We start from the raw sequence: 15,387 nt of genomic DNA on the forward strand, positions 1-15,387 counted from the left end.
ACGACGCCATGAAAGCACGCGGTTTTGCGGGCTAGGCGTTCTTGATGTTCATCCCGCCATCAACCGGGATTTGCACCCCTGTCAGGAAGCTGGCGGCCGGCAGGACGAGAGATAGGGTCATGTTGGCGACCTCTTCCGGGATGCCATACCGGCGCAGCGGCACGCGGCGCTTGGCATAGATTTCCTTGTGCTCGTCCTTGATGCCTTCGGTGATGCCGGTGTGGATCGGGCCGGGGCAGATGCAGTTCACCGTGATGCCTTCGCGGCCAAGATCTACGGCAAGGCCGCGGGTCAGGCCGATGACGCCATGTTTGGCGGCGACATAGGGCGAATTGCCCGGCGTCGCGCCAAGCCCTTCGGTGGATGCAATGTTCACGATGCGGCCGAAGCCAGCCTTGCGCATGTGTGGAAGTGCTGCGCGGATGGCGCGCTGGTGTGAGGTGAGCATGACATTGATGCTCGGGCCCCAACTGTCCTCATAGCTCTCCTCGGCAATATCTGCCGGAAAGGCAAAACCGGCATTGTTGACCAGGATTTCCAGGCCGCCGAAATGCGCGGCAATTTCATCGACAACGCGTTTGATCGCGTCAGCGTCGCTCACATCCAGCGCCCAGCCATGAACATTGGAAAAGCCAGCGTCGCGGATCTCCTGAACCACGATGTCAACGTTCTCCTGTTTCAGGTCCGTGACGGCGACATTGGCCCCCTGCCGGGCAAAAAGGTGCGCGGTGGCGCGGCCCATGCCGCTGGCAGCGCCGGTGATCAGCGCGGTCTTGCCGTCGATAGAGCGGGACAGNTCCTGATAGGGTAGGTTGCTCATGTCTTTTTCTTTCGCTTNTTGATCGTTCCGGAGAAATTCAGGACGGGGCGACCATTGGCCGTGATTATGCCCCGGACGAAGGTCAGGGATCGGCCGCGACGCAGTACGTCTCCGCGCGCTTCCATGTATTCGCCTTCTAGGGCGCCATCGAGAAACTCGGATGTGAAAGCGACGGTCACGCCATATTCGCCCTCCATGCCGTCATGGGCGATAGCGAACAGGGAAAAGTCNGCGAACGACATCAGGCAGCCGCCATGCATGACGCCGCCCGCATTCATGTGCTTGCGTTCGGCGCGAAANGCGGCGACGGGGCCTTGATCGTCAAACTTGAAATAGAATGGCCCTGCGGCGTCGTGTTCAAAGGGTTCGTCGGGCCAAGTCTGCCAGCCGGCAAATTCCCCGGATTCCACTGTATGTGCGGTCATTCCGCCTCCCTGCTGTTTTTGTGGGGCACGATACCGCACAGTCACCCTTCGACAAGCGTGCCGTTGGGGCATAGATTGGTCTGGCAAGAATATTCACCGGAGGAAATGGTATGGCATTCGATGCCGAAATCCGCGCGGCGCTGATCGAGCAGGTCCGCCGCTTTGTGACCGANAAGTGCGTGCCGATCGAGGCCAAGGTCGGCGAGGAAGACGAAGTACCACAGGAAATCGTCGACGAGATGAAGAATCTCGGCCTGTTCGGCATCGCGGTGCCGGAAGAGTATGGCGGTCTGGCCCTGGATATGGAGACCGAGGCACTGGTTGCGATGGAGCTGGGCGAGACATCCCCTGCTTTCCGTAGCGTGGCGGGCACGAATATCGGTATCGGCAGCCAGGCGCTCGTCTTGTTCGGAACGGATGCGCAGAAGGAAAGATGGCTGCCGGGNATTGCCTCTGGCGACCTGATCGCCAGCTTCGCGTTGACCGAGCCGGAAGCGGGGTCTGACGCAGGCAGCCTGACGACCAAGGCCATCCGTGATGGCGACCATTANGTGCTGAATGGCACCAAGCGCTACATCACCAATGCGAACAAGGCNGACCTTTTTACGGTCATGGCGCGGACNGANCCGGATACGCCCGGCCCGAAGGGNGTTTCGGCCTTCATNGTGGAGCGCGATACACCGGGCGTAACGGNGGGCGTNCCTGAAAAGAAAATGGGCCAGCAGGGCGCGCATATCTGTGATGTGATCTTCGAAGATGCGCGTGTGCCTGCCGAGAACATGATCGCGGGCGAGGGCGAAGGCTTCAAAGTGGCGATGAGCGTGCTGGACAAGGGNCGNCTGCANATCTCCGCCGTNGCNACNGGCGTNTCNAAGCGNCTGATCCGCGANATGGTNAANTATGCNNTGGAGCGGCAGCAGTTCGGAAAGCCGATCATNCAGCATCAGATGATTCAGGCCATGATTGCCGACAGCCAGGCCGAAACCTATGCGGCCGAATGCATGATCATGGATGCAGCGCGTCGGCGCGATGCCGGTGAGGATGTCACCCTGCTCGCCTCATCGACGAAATTGTTCGCCACTGAGGCGTGTGGCCGGGTTGCAGATCGCGCAGTGCAGGTATTCGGCGGCGCGGGTTATGTCTCCGACTATGGCATCGAGCGCTTCTATCGCGATGTGCGCATCTTCCGCCTGTATGAAGGCACCAGCCAGATCCAGCAGGTGATCATCGCGCGTGAACTGTCCAAGGCGGCGAAGGCAGGGAGGCTTTAGGCCATGTTCGAACACGATCTGACAGACCCGCATGAGGTTGGACTGAATGCCGAGCGGCTGGAGGCCATTCCGGAGTATTTCCAGAGCAACTATATCGACACGGGCAAGCTGCCCTGTGTGGCGACACTGGTTTCTCGTGGCGGCGAAGTGGCGCTGGAGGATTATTCCGGCACGACCCANATCGGCGAAGGNGAGCCAATCGGTCCGCATACGATCTTCCGAATCTATTCGATGACCAAGCCGGTCACATCCCTGGCGGCGATGATGCTGTTCGAGGAAGGCAAGCTGAGGCTGGATCATGAAGTTGCCCGNTACATTCCGGAATTTGCGGACGTGCAGGTGTTCGATAGCGGCAATCGTGAGGACTACACGACGCGCGCGCCAGACCGGGCCATGACCCTGCTGGACCTGTTCACGCACACATCCGGGATTACCTATGGCTTCCTGATGCAGGATGAGCCGGACGCGATTTATCGCAAGGAAAAGATCGGCGCGCCGACCGAGACCCTGCTGGAAATGAGCCAGCGGATTGCGAAATTGCCGCTGGCCTTCTCCCCCGGAACGCAATGGGGCTATGGCCACTCGATCGATGTGCTTGGCGCGGTGGTCGAGATTGTGTCCGGGCAGCCACTGGACGAGTTCTTCCGGGAGCGGATTTTTGGACCGCTCGGTATGGATGATACCGATTTCTGGGTACCTGAAAACAAGATTGACCGGCTGATGGCTTGCTACAGCAAGCATCCGATCAGCGGAGAGATCACTCTGGCCGATGCGGCGGGCAAGGAGTCGAAGCTCTACAGCAAGCGNCCGAANCTGCTGAATGCGGGCGGCGGACTTGCCTCTACCGTGCGGGACTATCACCGGTTTTGCCTGATGCTGATGCGGGGCGGCACGCTGGATGGCGCGCGCATCATCAGCCCCAAGACGTGGGAGTTCATGCGCCANAACCATTTGCCCGATGGTCAGACCATCAAGGCGATGGGTGACAAGACGTTTTCCGAGGCTCGCATGGAAGGCAACGGGTTCGGGCTTGGCGGCTCTGTACTGGTTGATCCGGTGGCAAGCATGCAGCCCTCCAGCCACGGTAATTTCAGCTGGGGTGGTCTTGCCTCCACTTTCTTCTGGATTGACCCGGTTGAAGAGATGATCGCCATTCAGGCGACCCAGATGATGCCGTCAGGCACCTATCCGATCCGGCCTCAGCTGCAACAACTTGTCTATGCGGCGGTGGACTGGTGAGTGAGGAGCATTCCAACCCAGTCCGCGANGCGATCCTGGACGTGACAGCCGCTTGTGGCGCGGGCAAGACNGTTGCGCCGGAGATTGCGGCGAAGGCCGTCAGCGAAAAGAACTTCCAGCGTGTGCTGAAGGATGTTCGGGCTGAAGCCGTACGTTTGCACAAGGCGGGCATCGTTCTGATCTATCGCAAGGGCAAGCCGGTCGAAGATCCGGATACGTTCAAGGGCGTTTATCGGTTGGGNTTGCCGGCAGCCTGACCGGTCAGTTGCCGTAGCTGCGCAGCTCCGTGCGGTAGCGGCGGCCATTGGCGGTCAGTACGTAGAGCCGGTCATACTCCGTAGCTTCGACAATCGGCGCGCCGGGCTTGCCGCCNAGCGCTTTCACAAGCTCCGGCGTCGTATTGGAATGGCCGACCACAAGGATGTTGCCGGGCGTCGCGCGCAGCATGTTCGCGAACGTGTCCAGATTGCTTGCGTCGTAAGGGAGAACCGTCAGGCCGTACGCATTTGCCGTGGGCGCGGCGGTTTCGCGGGTGCGATTGGTATCTGTGGAGTAGATAGCGGAAAGGTTTGCGTCAGCCAGTTCGGCAGCCAGAATCTCCGCGCGGGCCCGGCCGACAATTGTCAGGTGAGGGTCCTGCCCGCTGGCTTTCTCTGCGTGGCGGACGAGATAAATCGTCTGGGCGTCAGGCTCCGGGGGTGAAGCGCAAGCTGCCAGCGTCGCAAAGGCGATCATGGCCAGAGCGACGCGTCGCGACAGCATCAGGCTGCTTCCGGTTTGGCTACTGGACGTTCCAGAGAGAACGCATCTTCAGTTGGGCCGTTCTGTCGGAGCGATTGCAATCGGTCCCAGCCATCCTGCAACGTGAAGCGCTCACCCCGCTTTGCCCACCACAGGACAAAGCCCGCTCCAGCGCTCCGATCCAGTTGGCTCGACAAACGCCTCATGCCGGGGGGGTGCGTGCGGCCATTGTAGGTGAATTCGCGCAGCGCTTCGACGGACTTCCAGCCCGCCATCGTGCAGACATCAGGGGCCGCGAGTTCAGCCGGGTATGGGAACGCGAGTTCCATGCCGTACCACTCACCATTCGGGCGGCGAATACCGTGGGTGTGCCAGTGCATACCTTCGAAGGAATCTGCATCCGAAAATATGCGCGGCAAAATCGCCATGAAGACCCGAACGAACTCGTTCTCCATCGTGAACGCGCCCAGGGGGCGCGCGCAATTGAAGTGTATCAAACGATACTCGTCGGCCATCGAATTGTCCCCATCCAATGTTGACGGGATTAAGACAAAGCCGTTTCACAATTCTTAAGCGAATTCAGAATCGCCCCTAAAACCTTGTGAATTACTTGCCTTTGAACTCGGCGGGACGCTTCTGAAGGAATGCGCTGACGCCTTCCTTGAAATCATCCGTGCGCCCCGCAGTCCTCTGCGCAATGCGTTCATCATAGATCGCTTCGTCAAAGTCGGACTCGCAGGCTTTCCAGATCAGGTCACGCGCAAGAGACAGGGCAACCGTTGGCCCCGTGGCAAGCTTTTCAGCCATTTCCATCGCTGTGGACATGAGTGCGTCATCAGCGACAATTCGGTTCACCATGCCCCATTCCAGCGCTTTTTCGGCCGGAACCTTGTCGCCAAACAAGGCCATTTCCATGGCGCGGACGCGGCCAATGGTGCGCGCCAGCAGCCAGGTTGACCCGCCATCCGGTACCAGGCCGATGCGGCGGAACGCTTGCAGGAAATAGGCGCTTTCCGCACAAAGTACGATATCACCAGCAAGTGCCAGAGAGCAGCCAACACCTGCGGCAGGCCCATTCACAGCGGAAATAACCGGGTGCGGATGTTCGCGTATGGCTTGCATAAGTGGATTGTAGTGCGTAGTCAGCGCGCGACCGGCATCTGGCTTGGACCCTTCATGGCTGAGCTGTACGCCCAATTGGCCGGGGCCGAGATTCGCGCCGGAACAGAACCCACGGCCAGCGCCTGTCAGTATGGTGCAGCGCGCCTCATCCGCCGCGACTTCAAATGCGTGCAGCATTTCCTGTGCTGTGTCGACGCCGCACGCATTCAGCGTCGACGGGTCGTTGAAACTGATGATGGCGATGTCGCCTTTCAACTCGTAGGAAATCTTCGTGTAGGCCATGCATTTCGCTCCCGGTGGATGTTTTTTGTCATCCTATGGCCTAGCTCCGCTCGCGTGAACGCCTGACCCAGCGGAAATGTTTTTTATTTTGTTCAACGCTCAATGCGCGTTACACTTTACGGAGGAAACGCCCCGGAGGAAAACAAATGGCTCTCGATAGCGCTGCCGGTTCCGGCATGAGTTCAATTCTTAGCCGCCAGAAAGCCGCGCACATTCGCGATGGCATTCCGAGCGCTGCGAAGCGGATCGAGTGGATCGACAAATCCATCGACTTGCTCGTTACCCACGGCGATGCGCTGGCAGAAGCGATGCGCGAGGATTTCGGACACCGGTCTGTCGATCAATCGGCGCTGACGGATATTGCCGGGTCCATTGGTGCGCTCAAATTCTCGAAGAAGAATCTCGCCAAATGGATGAAGCCGGAAAAGCGCAAGGTGGAGTTCCCGCTCGGCCTGCTTGGCTCCAAAGCCTATATCCAGTACCAGCCCAAGGGTGTGATCGGGGTGATCAGTCCCTGGAATTTCCCGGTTAACCTGACCTTTGCGCCGCTAGCCGGCGTATTCGCGGCGGGTAACCGCGCAATGATCAAGCCGTCAGAGTTCACTGAAGCGACCTCTGAATTGATGAAGTCGCTCCTTGCGCAGTATTATGATGAGGAGGAAGTTGCGGTCGTAACCGGCGGGCCTGAAATTGGCGCGGAATTTTCCAAGCTCGCTTTCGACCACATGATCTTCACCGGCGCGACCTCCATTGCGCACCACGTCATGCGCGCGGCGGCGGACAATCTCGTGCCACTGACGTTGGAACTTGGCGGCAAGAGCCCAGTTGTACTTGGCCGGTCTGCGGATATGCAGAAGGCCGCCAGCCGTATCATGGCGGGCAAGACGCTGAATGCCGGACAAATCTGTCTGGCACCGGACTATGCCTTTGTGCCTCAGGAAAAAACCAAGGAATTCGTGGGCGCAGCGACCAAGGCTGTCGAAACGATGTTTCCAACCGGTCTGAAAGACAATGACGATTATACGTCCGTTGTGAACCAACGTCACTATGACCGGATCATGTCCTATATCGAGGAAGCCCGCGACAAGGGTGCTGAGGTNATAGAAATCAATCCGACTGGGGAGAATTTCTCCCAGCAGCCGCATCACAAGATCCCGCCGCACATCATTGTTGACCCAAGCGATGATCTGAAAGTGATGCAGGATGAGATCTTCGGACCNATCCTGCCGATCAAGTCCTACGGCGAAACGAAAGATGCGGTGAACTACATCAACTCACATGACCGTCCGCTAGGCCTCTACTATTTTGGCGAGGATGCCAGCGAAAAAGACTTTGTGCTGAACAATACGACCTCTGGCGGCGTGACCGTGAATGACGTGATTTTCCATGTCGCGCAGGAAGACCTGCCTTTTGGTGGCGTCGGACCATCCGGTATGGGCAGCTATCATGGTCTCGATGGCTTCATGGAGTTCAGCCACAAGAAGGCCGTCTACACGCAGACCGGCAGTGAGATGCTGGCCATGATGCGCCCACCCTATGGCGACAAGTTCCGGGGCCAGGTCAAAGGCCGTATCAAGCGTTAGAGCTCTACGAAACGACAANAGAAAAGCCCGTCAGNAAAGACTGACGGGCTTTTTTCCGTGCGGTATTCCGGCTCTACCGCTTCAGGAAGGCCGGGATATCGTCGCCAAAGCCTTTGACGCGATCGGGCGCAGGCTCCAGGATCAAATCATCATCCTTGCGCTTGCGATCTTTTTCGCGCTTTGGCTTTGAGGCGCGCTCACGCTTTGGTTTGTCCTCTGAGCGCTCTTCTTTCTTGCGCTCCGGTTTCGGTTCGGACTTGGCCTTTTCTTCAGTGGCTTCTGTCGGAGCAACCTCTTCAACGCGATCGGTGTTTTCATCGCGGCGGCGACTGCGCGAACGGTCGCCGCGAGGTTTGTCATCACGTCCACCGCGACGATTGCGGCCCCGGCCACGACTTTCTTCCGGTGGCAGGTTTTCGATCTCATCGAGCAGGCCTTCAGGCATGAACTCTTCGACGTCCTGCTGGATCATCTTCAGGACGAAGCCCCACGATTTCGTATCATCCGGGGAGACGAGCGTGTACGCCTCACCCTTGCGTCCAGCGCGGCCTGTGCGACCGATGCGGTGCACATAGTCTTCGTCTTTTGGCGGTGGAGCATAGTTGAAGACGTGGGAGACATCCGGAATGTCCAGTCCCCGCGCGGCCACGTCTGAACCGACCAGCAGTTTCAATTCGCCATCACGGAATTTCTGAAGCACTTCGCTACGTACCGCCTGCGGCAGGTCGCCATGAATGGCGGCGGCGTCGTGACCATGCTTGGAGAGCGATGCAGCCACGATGTCCACTTCGACCTTGCGGTTGCAGAAGACAATGCCGTTGTTCACGTCACAAGTCTCAATCACGCGGCGCAGCGCAGTTCGCTTCGCCTTCGCGCTATCATTAGGAAGTTTGACTACGTACTGTTTGATCGTCTCGGCTGTTTGTGCCGGACGGGACACTTCGATCTTTTTTGGGTCTTTCTGGAATTTCTTTGCAAGGCCGGCGATTTCTGGCGGCATCGTTGCGGAGAAAAGCAGGGTCTGGCGACGTGGAGGGAGCAGAGCGCAGATTTTTTCGATGTCTGGAATGAAGCCCATGTCCAGCATGCGGTCGGCTTCATCAATGATCAGGTAATCGACGCCCATGAGAAGCAGCTTACCGCGCTCGAACTGGTCGATCAGGCGGCCCGGTGTCGCGATCAGAACGTCAACGCCGCGCTGGAGCAGGGCTTCCTGTTCCTTGAAGCTGACGCCACCAATCAGAAGTGCCATGCTGAGCTTGAGGTATTTGCCGTATTTTTCGAATTGCTCCGCCACCTGAGCGGCCAGTTCGCGGGTCGGGCAAAGGATCAGGCAGCGTGGCATACGTGCACGGGCGCGACCGCGGGCGAGGCGGTGGATCATCGGCAGCACGAAGGCTGCGGTCTTGCCGGTGCCGGTCTGCGCTACGCCGGTAACGTCGCCGCCGCCAATCACATGCGGGATGGCTTCAGCCTGAATTGGGGTAGGGTGCGTGTAGCCGGATTCGGTAACGGCTTTGAGAATGTTGGGGCCGAGGCCAAGGTCGGCAAATGTAACTTCAGTCAATGTGTTCGTTCCTGGAATGGTTTCTAATCTAACCCGGCGGCCTTGATGGCCGCATTTCCCGCGTCCAGCGCCTCAGTGCGCATTCGGCGGGCCGGGCGAATCCATTGCCCGGAGCGTCGTGTTGCGCTGCACATAAGCTAAATTGTGGATAAATGGAAGAGGGCGACGCCAGCGGGGCTTTGCGCGTGGAGAGCATCAATCCCGATAGCGTTTCACGTCGTCGATCAGATCCTGCAGCACGCGCTTCGAGCGCCCCCAGTCAAATGCCTGTCCGGGCACGGTGATGGTCGCCTTCAACAAGGTGCCTTCGCTCTGGCGTTCCAGCGTCACGATCATGTTGCCTTCCCAGGACAGGATGGAAGACGCCATTTTCGTATTCAGGATGCATCCGTCCCCTGCTTCGGAAATATCGACCAAGGGTTGGCTGCGGCTGGCGAGGGAGCAAAGGACGGCTGCGAGGGTCTCGCCAAACGTGTTCCGAAACCCCTGTGACATCTCCCGGTCCGTCTTCAGGCCCATGCGCGCATACATGGGCAGGGCAATGTCCTTGATAGCTCCCAGCGGAATTCCCCCGGCGCCTGCAGCAGCCATGACGGGCTCGGCATATTTGAAGAATTGCTCGGCGGTCATGCCCTGCGGCGTAGCCCCTGTGACCCGAACGATGCGAGCGCGTACGTCAGGGTGATTGACGATCTCTCCAACATTCATGGAGCTGCGCCAGTCTAGGCTTGGGTGAATTGTTTGCGGTGGAATGGATGGCGGTGTGGCGGGCGAAGCATTTGCAGCAGCTTCCGTTCCGCAATGGGCGCAGAAGCGGTGGCCATCCCCGAGCTTCTGTCCGCAATTCGTGCAATACATGGGCGGTCCCCTCGTCCATATGACGAAGGGACCATAGCCCGAATCAGGCGCCCGCGTCAGCGAGATTCTGGTTCACGAAATCCCAGTTGATGAGATTGTTGATGAAGCTGTCCATATAGTTCGGACGGCTGTTCTGGTAGTCGAGATAGTAGGCGTGCTCCCAGACATCCATGGTCAGGACTGGCGTTGCGCCCATATCGGTGACTGGCGTTTCGGCGTTTGGTGTCTTGGTGATGTGCAGTTTGCCATCCTTGTAAACGAGCCAGGCCCAGCCAGAGCCGAACTGGCCACCGCCTGCTGCCTTGAAGTCTTTCACGAACTGGTCGTAGCCGCCGAGATCGCGGTCAATCAGCTCTGCCACTTTGCCGTGCGGTTTGCCGCCGCCAGATGGCTTCATGCAGTGCCAATAAAAGGTGTGGTTCCAGACNTGGGCAGCGTTGTTGAACAGGCCTGCCTTGCCGCTATCAGCAGCGGCGGTCTTGATGATCGATTCCAGNGACTCGTTTTCGAGGTCTGTGCCTTCNATCAGGCCGTTGAGGTTGTTGACATAGGCAGCGTGGTGCTTGCCGTGGTGAAAGTTCAAGGTCTCCTCGGAGATGTGCGGCGCCAGGGCGTCGCGCTCATAAGGGAGATCAGGGAGGGAAAATGCCATTTTGGGCGTCCTTTCTTGCAGCAAAGTATCTGGCCTAATTACGCGTCTTCCCACATATGGGTTGCATGTCAAACCCGACCAACCCTCTTTCGGAAACTCAATGGGCCGCAATCGACAAGCGGATCCTTCGGGCAGACGAGGATCGCTGGATTTCAAGCCGTTATGCCGGGGCAAGTGAACGCCGCGCGCTGATCGCGCTCTATGCGCTGGCCTATGAGCTGGCGCGGGTGCGTCTGGTGGTCACCGAAGAGGGATTGGGACTGATCCGGTTCCAATGGTGGCGCGATGCCGTTTCAGAGATCGAAGCGGGCAAGGTGCGCGAGCATGATGTGGCAAAGGCGCTCAAGGAAGAGATCGACGCAGGGCGTCTGAAGCCGGGTGCGCTGCACAAGCTGATCGATGGCTATCAAGGCGCGTTCGAGGCCGAAGACCGCTCGCTTGAGCCCGAGGCGTGGCTCGCCCTGACGGCGGCAAATGTGCTAACGCCGATACATGACTGGGCCGAGGAGATTCGCGACGTGGCGCCCTATTTTTCTGCCGCGCGCCGTTCGGACTCGAAGGCGTTCGGTCCAATCCTTACGCCTGCACCGAAGCCCATCCGGCCCGCGATTGCGCACTTTCGCCTGCGTAAATTCTACATCGAAGGCAAGACACCGAACCCGCTTCAAAAGCGCCTTAGCGTTCTGCAGGCAATCCGCAGCGGGAAGGTTTAGCGCGCCTAAGTACCGCGCGTATCTCCGTAGAGATGGATGTGCAGGCGGTCGGTGAAATTGTAGCCGGCCTTGAGACAAGCCTCCGCCAACCAGCGTTCGCGCGACCGCAATTCTTGCGGCGTCCGGCCTTCCGGCATCAGCCAGACTCGCGCGGGTGGCATGCCGGAACTTGAAACCAATTCATGGACTTCTTCGAGGTCTGATGGNTCAGCGACGACAATCTTGAAATTCGCACGCGGGTCAGCGGCATAGAAGGCCAGCACGTCCGGTTTCAGGCGGATGGCGGCCGCNTTGCCGGAATGGGCAAGTTTGGGNGAAACNTTGAACTGATCAATCAGCTCTGCCGCGAGCCCGGCCGGTTTGATCGACCCATTTGTTTCAATCTCGATGTAGAAGTCTGGATCCGTCGCCTTCAACNGNTGGATCAGCACACCCAAGTCGCGCTGCTGCAGCAGAGGTTCGCCGCCAGTAAAGATGATGCGACGACAGGACTGCTCGATCAGGCGCGCANCAAGCGTNTCAACGGATACATCGACCGTTTCGGCGGCGCGATCAAACTTCCGCGGTGCACCGAGCGCGTCATCACGATGAACAAACTCCGTTCCCTGAAAATTCCAGGTATAGGCCGTATCGCACCAGGCACAGTGAAGGTTGCACTGGGAGAAGCGCACAAACACGCTCGGCTTGCCAGCCGAGACACCCTCGCCCTGCAGCGAAAGAAATATTTCGGGCACGCCGGGGTCGGTAACGGCCAGCCTCATGCGCAGTCCTCCGAGACAAGCGCCGCGCCGAGCGTGCTGGGCGAGACGTAGCCGCTGTCGTGCTGGAAAGGCAGCGGCGCGCCGGTCTTCAGGGCGGAGAGGACACTGCCAAAATCTGTCGCCGGGCGGAAGCCGAGGTCTTGTTCCGTGCGGGAGGCATCATACACCCGCCCGATTGTGTCCGGCAGTATCCAGCCACGCGCCGCATAGAGCGCGTCCGCCTCCGGGAAGTAGTGCCGGATGACGGCGGCGGCATCGCGCTTCAGTCCGGCGCAGTCGGATCGCTGGAAGGGCGTCGGCGCGGACGCGATATAGACGCCGAAACCGATCTCCGGGGCCTTCTCCAGCGCGGCAATATGGGCATCGNCGGCATCCTCCACCGTCAGGCGGCGATGAAGGAACTCGTTTGCCTTCAGATTATCGGCGGGCGGGTGGTCATGCGTGTCGTCATCTTCAGGGAAGAAGCGGGAGGTGCGCAGCACGATCACGCCCATGCCGGTCTCGCCTTGCATCTGGCGGCAAAGATTCTCGGCGGCCAGTTTGGTGACACCATAGATGTTGCGCGGTTGCAGCGGGGCGTGGGCCTCGTCGAGCCAGATGGCGTGGTCCGACACCTCATCGCGGATGGCCTGCGAGATCATCAGCGACGTTGTGGACGTCATCACGAACCGGTCATGCCCCGCCGCGACGGCGGCTTCGAGCAGGTTCAGCGTGCCGGTGACATTGGTGTCTATGAAGGCCTGCGCGGGGAAGCGGGAAATGTCCGGCTTGTGCAGGGCGCCCGCATGGATGACGGATTCGATGCTGTGATCCGCGAAGACGCGGTCGACCGTGGTGCGGCTGGCGACGCTGCCGATCACCTGCGTGTGCGGGCCGGGGGCGACGTCGAGGCCCGTGACCTCATGGCCGAGCGCGGCAAGGCGCGGGGCAAGATGGCGGCCCAGCCAGCCGGTCGATCCGGTCAGCAGGACTCTCATGCTTTGCCTTCGGCGTTGCGGTAAGGCTCCGGATCAAATTCGAAGCCGTTGATCGCCGCCGCGTCTTTGAGGCAACCGAGGCAGATCATGCGGCAGGTGTCGGCGCTGATTTCGAGCCATTCCTCATCGGTCGCGTTCCAGCAGGAATCGCAGAATGCTTGGATGCCGCCTTCCTCGTCAAAATCCCAATTGAAACCTCGAGGCGTTTTTGTCCGGAGTGTTTCGAGAATGTGCGAACAGACAAAGGTCGCCTCATTGGGTCCATGTTTGTCGCACTCGATCATTGTCACGTGAGCGTTCCTGTCGCTTCAAGCAAGTCGNATTGTTTCGTGAGCCAGGCATCGAAATCGCTGAGCGCGCGGGCGGCCATGGCGCGTTTCTTGGCGCGGCCTTTGTCCTTGCCACGCAGGCGTTTGCCATCTGGCCCATGTTTCGGAAATTCGGTGATGTCAGGAAACAGGCCGAAATTCACGTTCATTGGCTGGAAAGTCGCCTTGCCTTCGAGGTGTCCGCCCGTGATGTGGCGGATCAGGGAGCCAAGCGCAGTCGTTTCCGGCGGCGGTGCCAAGGGGCGGCCAAGGCGCTCAGCCGCCGCNAACCGGCCTGCCAGCAATCCCATGCCAGCGCTTTCGACATAGCCTTCAACCCCGGTGACCTGACCAGCGAAGCGAAGCCGTGGGAGGGACTTCATGCGCAGTTGTTCATCCAGCAGCTTTGGTGAGTTCAGGAAGGTGTTGCGGTGAATGCCGCCAAGGCGCGCGAACTCTGCTTTTTCAAGTCCGGGGATCATGCGGAAGATTTCGGTTTGTGCACCATATTTCAGCTTGGTCTGGAAGCCGACCATGTTCCAGAGCGTACCGTGGGCATTGTCCTGNCGCAGNTGCACAATGGCGTGCGCCTTGATGTCTGGCTGGTGGGGATTGGTCAGGCCGACAGGTTTCATCGGGCCATAGCGTAGCGTTTCGCGCCCCCGCTCCGCCATGACTTCGATGGGCAGGCAGCCTTCGAAATATGGCGTGTTCTTTTCCCATTCCTTGAACTCGGTCTTTTCGCCCGAGATCAGTGCGTCGATGAAGGCGTTGTACTGGTCTTCATCCAATGGGCAGTTGATGTAAGCGGCCGTGTCGCCTCCTGGGCCGGGCTTGTCATAGCGGCTCTGGCGCCACGCCTTGGTCATGTCGATGGAGTCAAAATAGACAATCGGTGCAATCGCATCGAAAAAGGCGAGATCGTCTTCGCCCGTGTGCGCATGGATGGCCTCGGCCAGCTTCAGCGAGGTCAGCGGTCCTGTCGCGACAATGACGCTGTCCCAGTCTTCCGGCGGAATGCCATCAATCTCTTCGCGCACGATAGTGACGTTCGGATGCGCTTCCAGCTTGGCGGTGACCGCTTCGGCGAAGCCCTCCCGGTCGACGGCCAGTGCGCTGCCCGCAGGTACCTGATGGTCGTGCGCGGTGTGCATGATCAGCCCGTTCGCGCGGCGCATCTCTTCGTGCAACACGCCGACAGCGTTGGATTCATGATCATCCGAGCGGAAGGAGTTCGAACAGACGAGTTCGGCCAGCTTGTCGGTCTGGTGGGCATCGGTGCCTTTGACACCGCGCATTTCGTGCAGGATGACGGGAACGCCAGCATTTGCCGCCTGCCAGGCCGCTTCGGAACCGGCCATGCCGCCGCCAATGATATGAATAGGTTTGATGCTCATGCGCGGGATGTGCGGGGCAAGCGCGGCGGCGTCAAGATGGCGGTTGCCGTGATTCCCCGTGGCGAGGGCGCGGAGAGGCGTGTAAGGAGTCTGATATGACACGTGAACTCTCGATTCCCGCGCTCGTCTCTGAGGCTTGGTCACTGGCTGCCAAAGCTGCACGGCCCAGCCTGGTCATCATGCTGGCCTTGATCGTAGCGGGCGGGATCTACACGTTNGCCATCGGGCCGGGGTCTGCAATGGGCGATGCAGCGCCGGCGATCGCCGCGCTGGTCGTATTTTTCGTCGGCGTGGAGTTTTCGCTGGTCGTCTATCGCGCGATGCTGGAGACGCGGACCGGCGACAGGTTGCGACTGGCGCACGCCAATTTGTCGATTTATGTCGCCTTCCTGTTTGTCGGTGTCTTCATTGGTTTCTTCCTGTTGATCCTGCCCGGAATTCTGCTCAAGGCCTCGGGCCGGGTGGATGTAGATGCGGAGACGCCGCCGGAAGTGGTGCAGGCCGCGCTGGTGGACATGTTGCCGACGGCCTATGGCGCCGTGCTGATCCTCGCCTGTCTGGCGGGCGCGGCGGTGTTGTTCTTCATGGCGCTCAGGCTTTTGCTCGTCGGATCAGCCACGGTTGCGACCGGGCAGACCCTTGTGTTTCGCACCTGGCCCTGGACGAAAGGG

17 protein-coding genes are annotated in these 15,387 nt (G+C 59.6%); 5 read left to right on the forward strand and 12 right to left on the reverse strand.

Annotated features, from left to right (window positions below):
* Window positions 1-31 precede the first annotated feature (31 nt).
* Window positions 32-820, reverse strand: coding sequence for an SDR family NAD(P)-dependent oxidoreductase (locus CBB91_RS10250; protein WP_273013962.1), 789 nt, complete (start codon window positions 818-820; stop codon window positions 32-34).
* Window positions 817-1,245, reverse strand: a complete 429-nt coding sequence (locus CBB91_RS10255; RefSeq protein ID WP_273013963.1) for a PaaI family thioesterase — start codon at window positions 1,243-1,245, stop codon at window positions 817-819. The genes CBB91_RS10250 and CBB91_RS10255 overlap by 4 nt, the downstream gene beginning before the upstream one ends.
* Before the next feature lie 110 nt (window positions 1,246-1,355).
* On the opposite strand from CBB91_RS10255, the gene CBB91_RS10260 reads away from it, so the two are divergent.
* From CBB91_RS10260 to CBB91_RS10270, 3 genes are all read left to right on the forward strand, one after another.
* A complete protein-coding gene (locus CBB91_RS10260; protein WP_273013964.1) occupies window positions 1,356-2,516 on the forward strand; it encodes an acyl-CoA dehydrogenase family protein in 1,161 nt (386 codons plus the stop codon).
* Window positions 2,517-2,519: 3 nt separating this feature from the next.
* Complete coding sequence (locus tag CBB91_RS10265; protein WP_273013965.1) at window positions 2,520-3,755, forward strand: serine hydrolase domain-containing protein; 1,236 nt, start codon at window positions 2,520-2,522, stop codon at window positions 3,753-3,755.
* Window positions 3,752-4,012: a DUF3253 domain-containing protein gene (locus CBB91_RS10270; RefSeq protein ID WP_273013966.1), complete on the forward strand. Its 261-nt coding sequence runs from the start codon at window positions 3,752-3,754 to the stop codon at window positions 4,010-4,012. Before CBB91_RS10265 ends, CBB91_RS10270 begins: the two co-directional genes overlap by 4 nt.
* A gap of 4 nt (window positions 4,013-4,016) precedes the next feature.
* Here CBB91_RS10270 and CBB91_RS10275 read toward each other — a convergent pair whose 3' ends face one another.
* From CBB91_RS10275 to CBB91_RS10285, 3 genes are all read right to left on the reverse strand, one after another.
* Complete coding sequence (locus tag CBB91_RS10275) at window positions 4,017-4,517, reverse strand: phosphoglycerate mutase family protein (protein WP_273013967.1); 501 nt, start codon at window positions 4,515-4,517, stop codon at window positions 4,017-4,019.
* Complete coding sequence (locus CBB91_RS10280; protein ID WP_273013968.1) at window positions 4,517-5,011, reverse strand: DUF3291 domain-containing protein; 495 nt, start codon at window positions 5,009-5,011, stop codon at window positions 4,517-4,519. The genes CBB91_RS10275 and CBB91_RS10280 overlap by 1 nt, the downstream gene beginning before the upstream one ends.
* Before the next feature lie 91 nt (window positions 5,012-5,102).
* Window positions 5,103-5,900: an enoyl-CoA hydratase/isomerase gene (locus CBB91_RS10285; protein ID WP_035552861.1), complete on the reverse strand. Its 798-nt coding sequence runs from the start codon at window positions 5,898-5,900 to the stop codon at window positions 5,103-5,105.
* 146 nt (window positions 5,901-6,046) lie between these two features.
* On the opposite strand from CBB91_RS10285, the gene CBB91_RS10290 reads away from it, so the two are divergent.
* The gene (locus CBB91_RS10290) at window positions 6,047-7,483 is read left to right on the forward strand and encodes a coniferyl aldehyde dehydrogenase (RefSeq protein WP_273013969.1); all 1,437 of its coding nucleotides are present in this window, start codon (window positions 6,047-6,049) and stop codon (window positions 7,481-7,483) included.
* Window positions 7,484-7,556: 73 nt separating this feature from the next.
* Here CBB91_RS10290 and CBB91_RS10295 read toward each other — a convergent pair whose 3' ends face one another.
* The 3 genes from CBB91_RS10295 to CBB91_RS10305 all read right to left on the reverse strand — a co-directional run bounded on the left by CBB91_RS10295 (window position 7,557) and on the right by CBB91_RS10305 (window position 10,560).
* Complete coding sequence (locus CBB91_RS10295) at window positions 7,557-9,050, reverse strand: DEAD/DEAH box helicase (protein ID WP_273013970.1); 1,494 nt, start codon at window positions 9,048-9,050, stop codon at window positions 7,557-7,559.
* A 195-nt stretch (window positions 9,051-9,245) separates the two neighbouring features.
* On the reverse strand, window positions 9,246-9,908 hold the full coding sequence (locus tag CBB91_RS10300) for a zinc ribbon domain-containing protein (RefSeq protein WP_273013971.1): 663 nt from the start codon (window positions 9,906-9,908) through the stop codon (window positions 9,246-9,248).
* A 43-nt stretch (window positions 9,909-9,951) separates the two neighbouring features.
* Window positions 9,952-10,560, reverse strand: coding sequence for a superoxide dismutase (locus CBB91_RS10305; protein WP_273013972.1), 609 nt, complete (start codon window positions 10,558-10,560; stop codon window positions 9,952-9,954).
* A gap of 65 nt (window positions 10,561-10,625) precedes the next feature.
* Between CBB91_RS10305 and CBB91_RS10310 the strand changes: the two genes are divergently transcribed.
* A complete protein-coding gene (locus CBB91_RS10310; protein WP_162175988.1) occupies window positions 10,626-11,273 on the forward strand; it encodes a squalene/phytoene synthase family protein in 648 nt (215 codons plus the stop codon).
* Between the two features lie 5 nt (window positions 11,274-11,278).
* Here the strand turns inward: CBB91_RS10310 and CBB91_RS10315 are convergent, their stop codons facing one another.
* The 4 genes from CBB91_RS10315 to trmFO form a co-directional block, all read right to left on the reverse strand.
* Window positions 11,279-12,034, reverse strand: coding sequence for a 7-carboxy-7-deazaguanine synthase QueE (locus tag CBB91_RS10315; protein WP_273013973.1), 756 nt, complete (start codon window positions 12,032-12,034; stop codon window positions 11,279-11,281).
* A complete protein-coding gene (locus tag CBB91_RS10320; protein ID WP_273013974.1) occupies window positions 12,031-13,011 on the reverse strand; it encodes an NAD(P)-dependent oxidoreductase in 981 nt (326 codons plus the stop codon). Before CBB91_RS10320 ends, CBB91_RS10315 begins: the two co-directional genes overlap by 4 nt.
* The gene (locus CBB91_RS10325; protein WP_273013975.1) at window positions 13,008-13,295 is read right to left on the reverse strand and encodes a hypothetical protein; all 288 of its coding nucleotides are present in this window, start codon (window positions 13,293-13,295) and stop codon (window positions 13,008-13,010) included. The genes CBB91_RS10320 and CBB91_RS10325 overlap by 4 nt, the downstream gene beginning before the upstream one ends.
* Window positions 13,296-13,297: 2 nt before the next feature.
* Window positions 13,298-14,716, reverse strand: a complete 1,419-nt coding sequence (gene trmFO / locus CBB91_RS10330; RefSeq protein ID WP_273013976.1) for a methylenetetrahydrofolate--tRNA-(uracil(54)-C(5))-methyltransferase (FADH(2)-oxidizing) TrmFO — start codon at window positions 14,714-14,716, stop codon at window positions 13,298-13,300.
* Window positions 14,717-15,387 lie beyond the last annotated feature (671 nt).

It is taken from the genome of Hyphomonas sp. TMED31 (assembly GCF_002172815.1).
Classification (GTDB): domain Bacteria; phylum Pseudomonadota; class Alphaproteobacteria; order Caulobacterales; family Hyphomonadaceae; genus Hyphomonas; species Hyphomonas atlantica.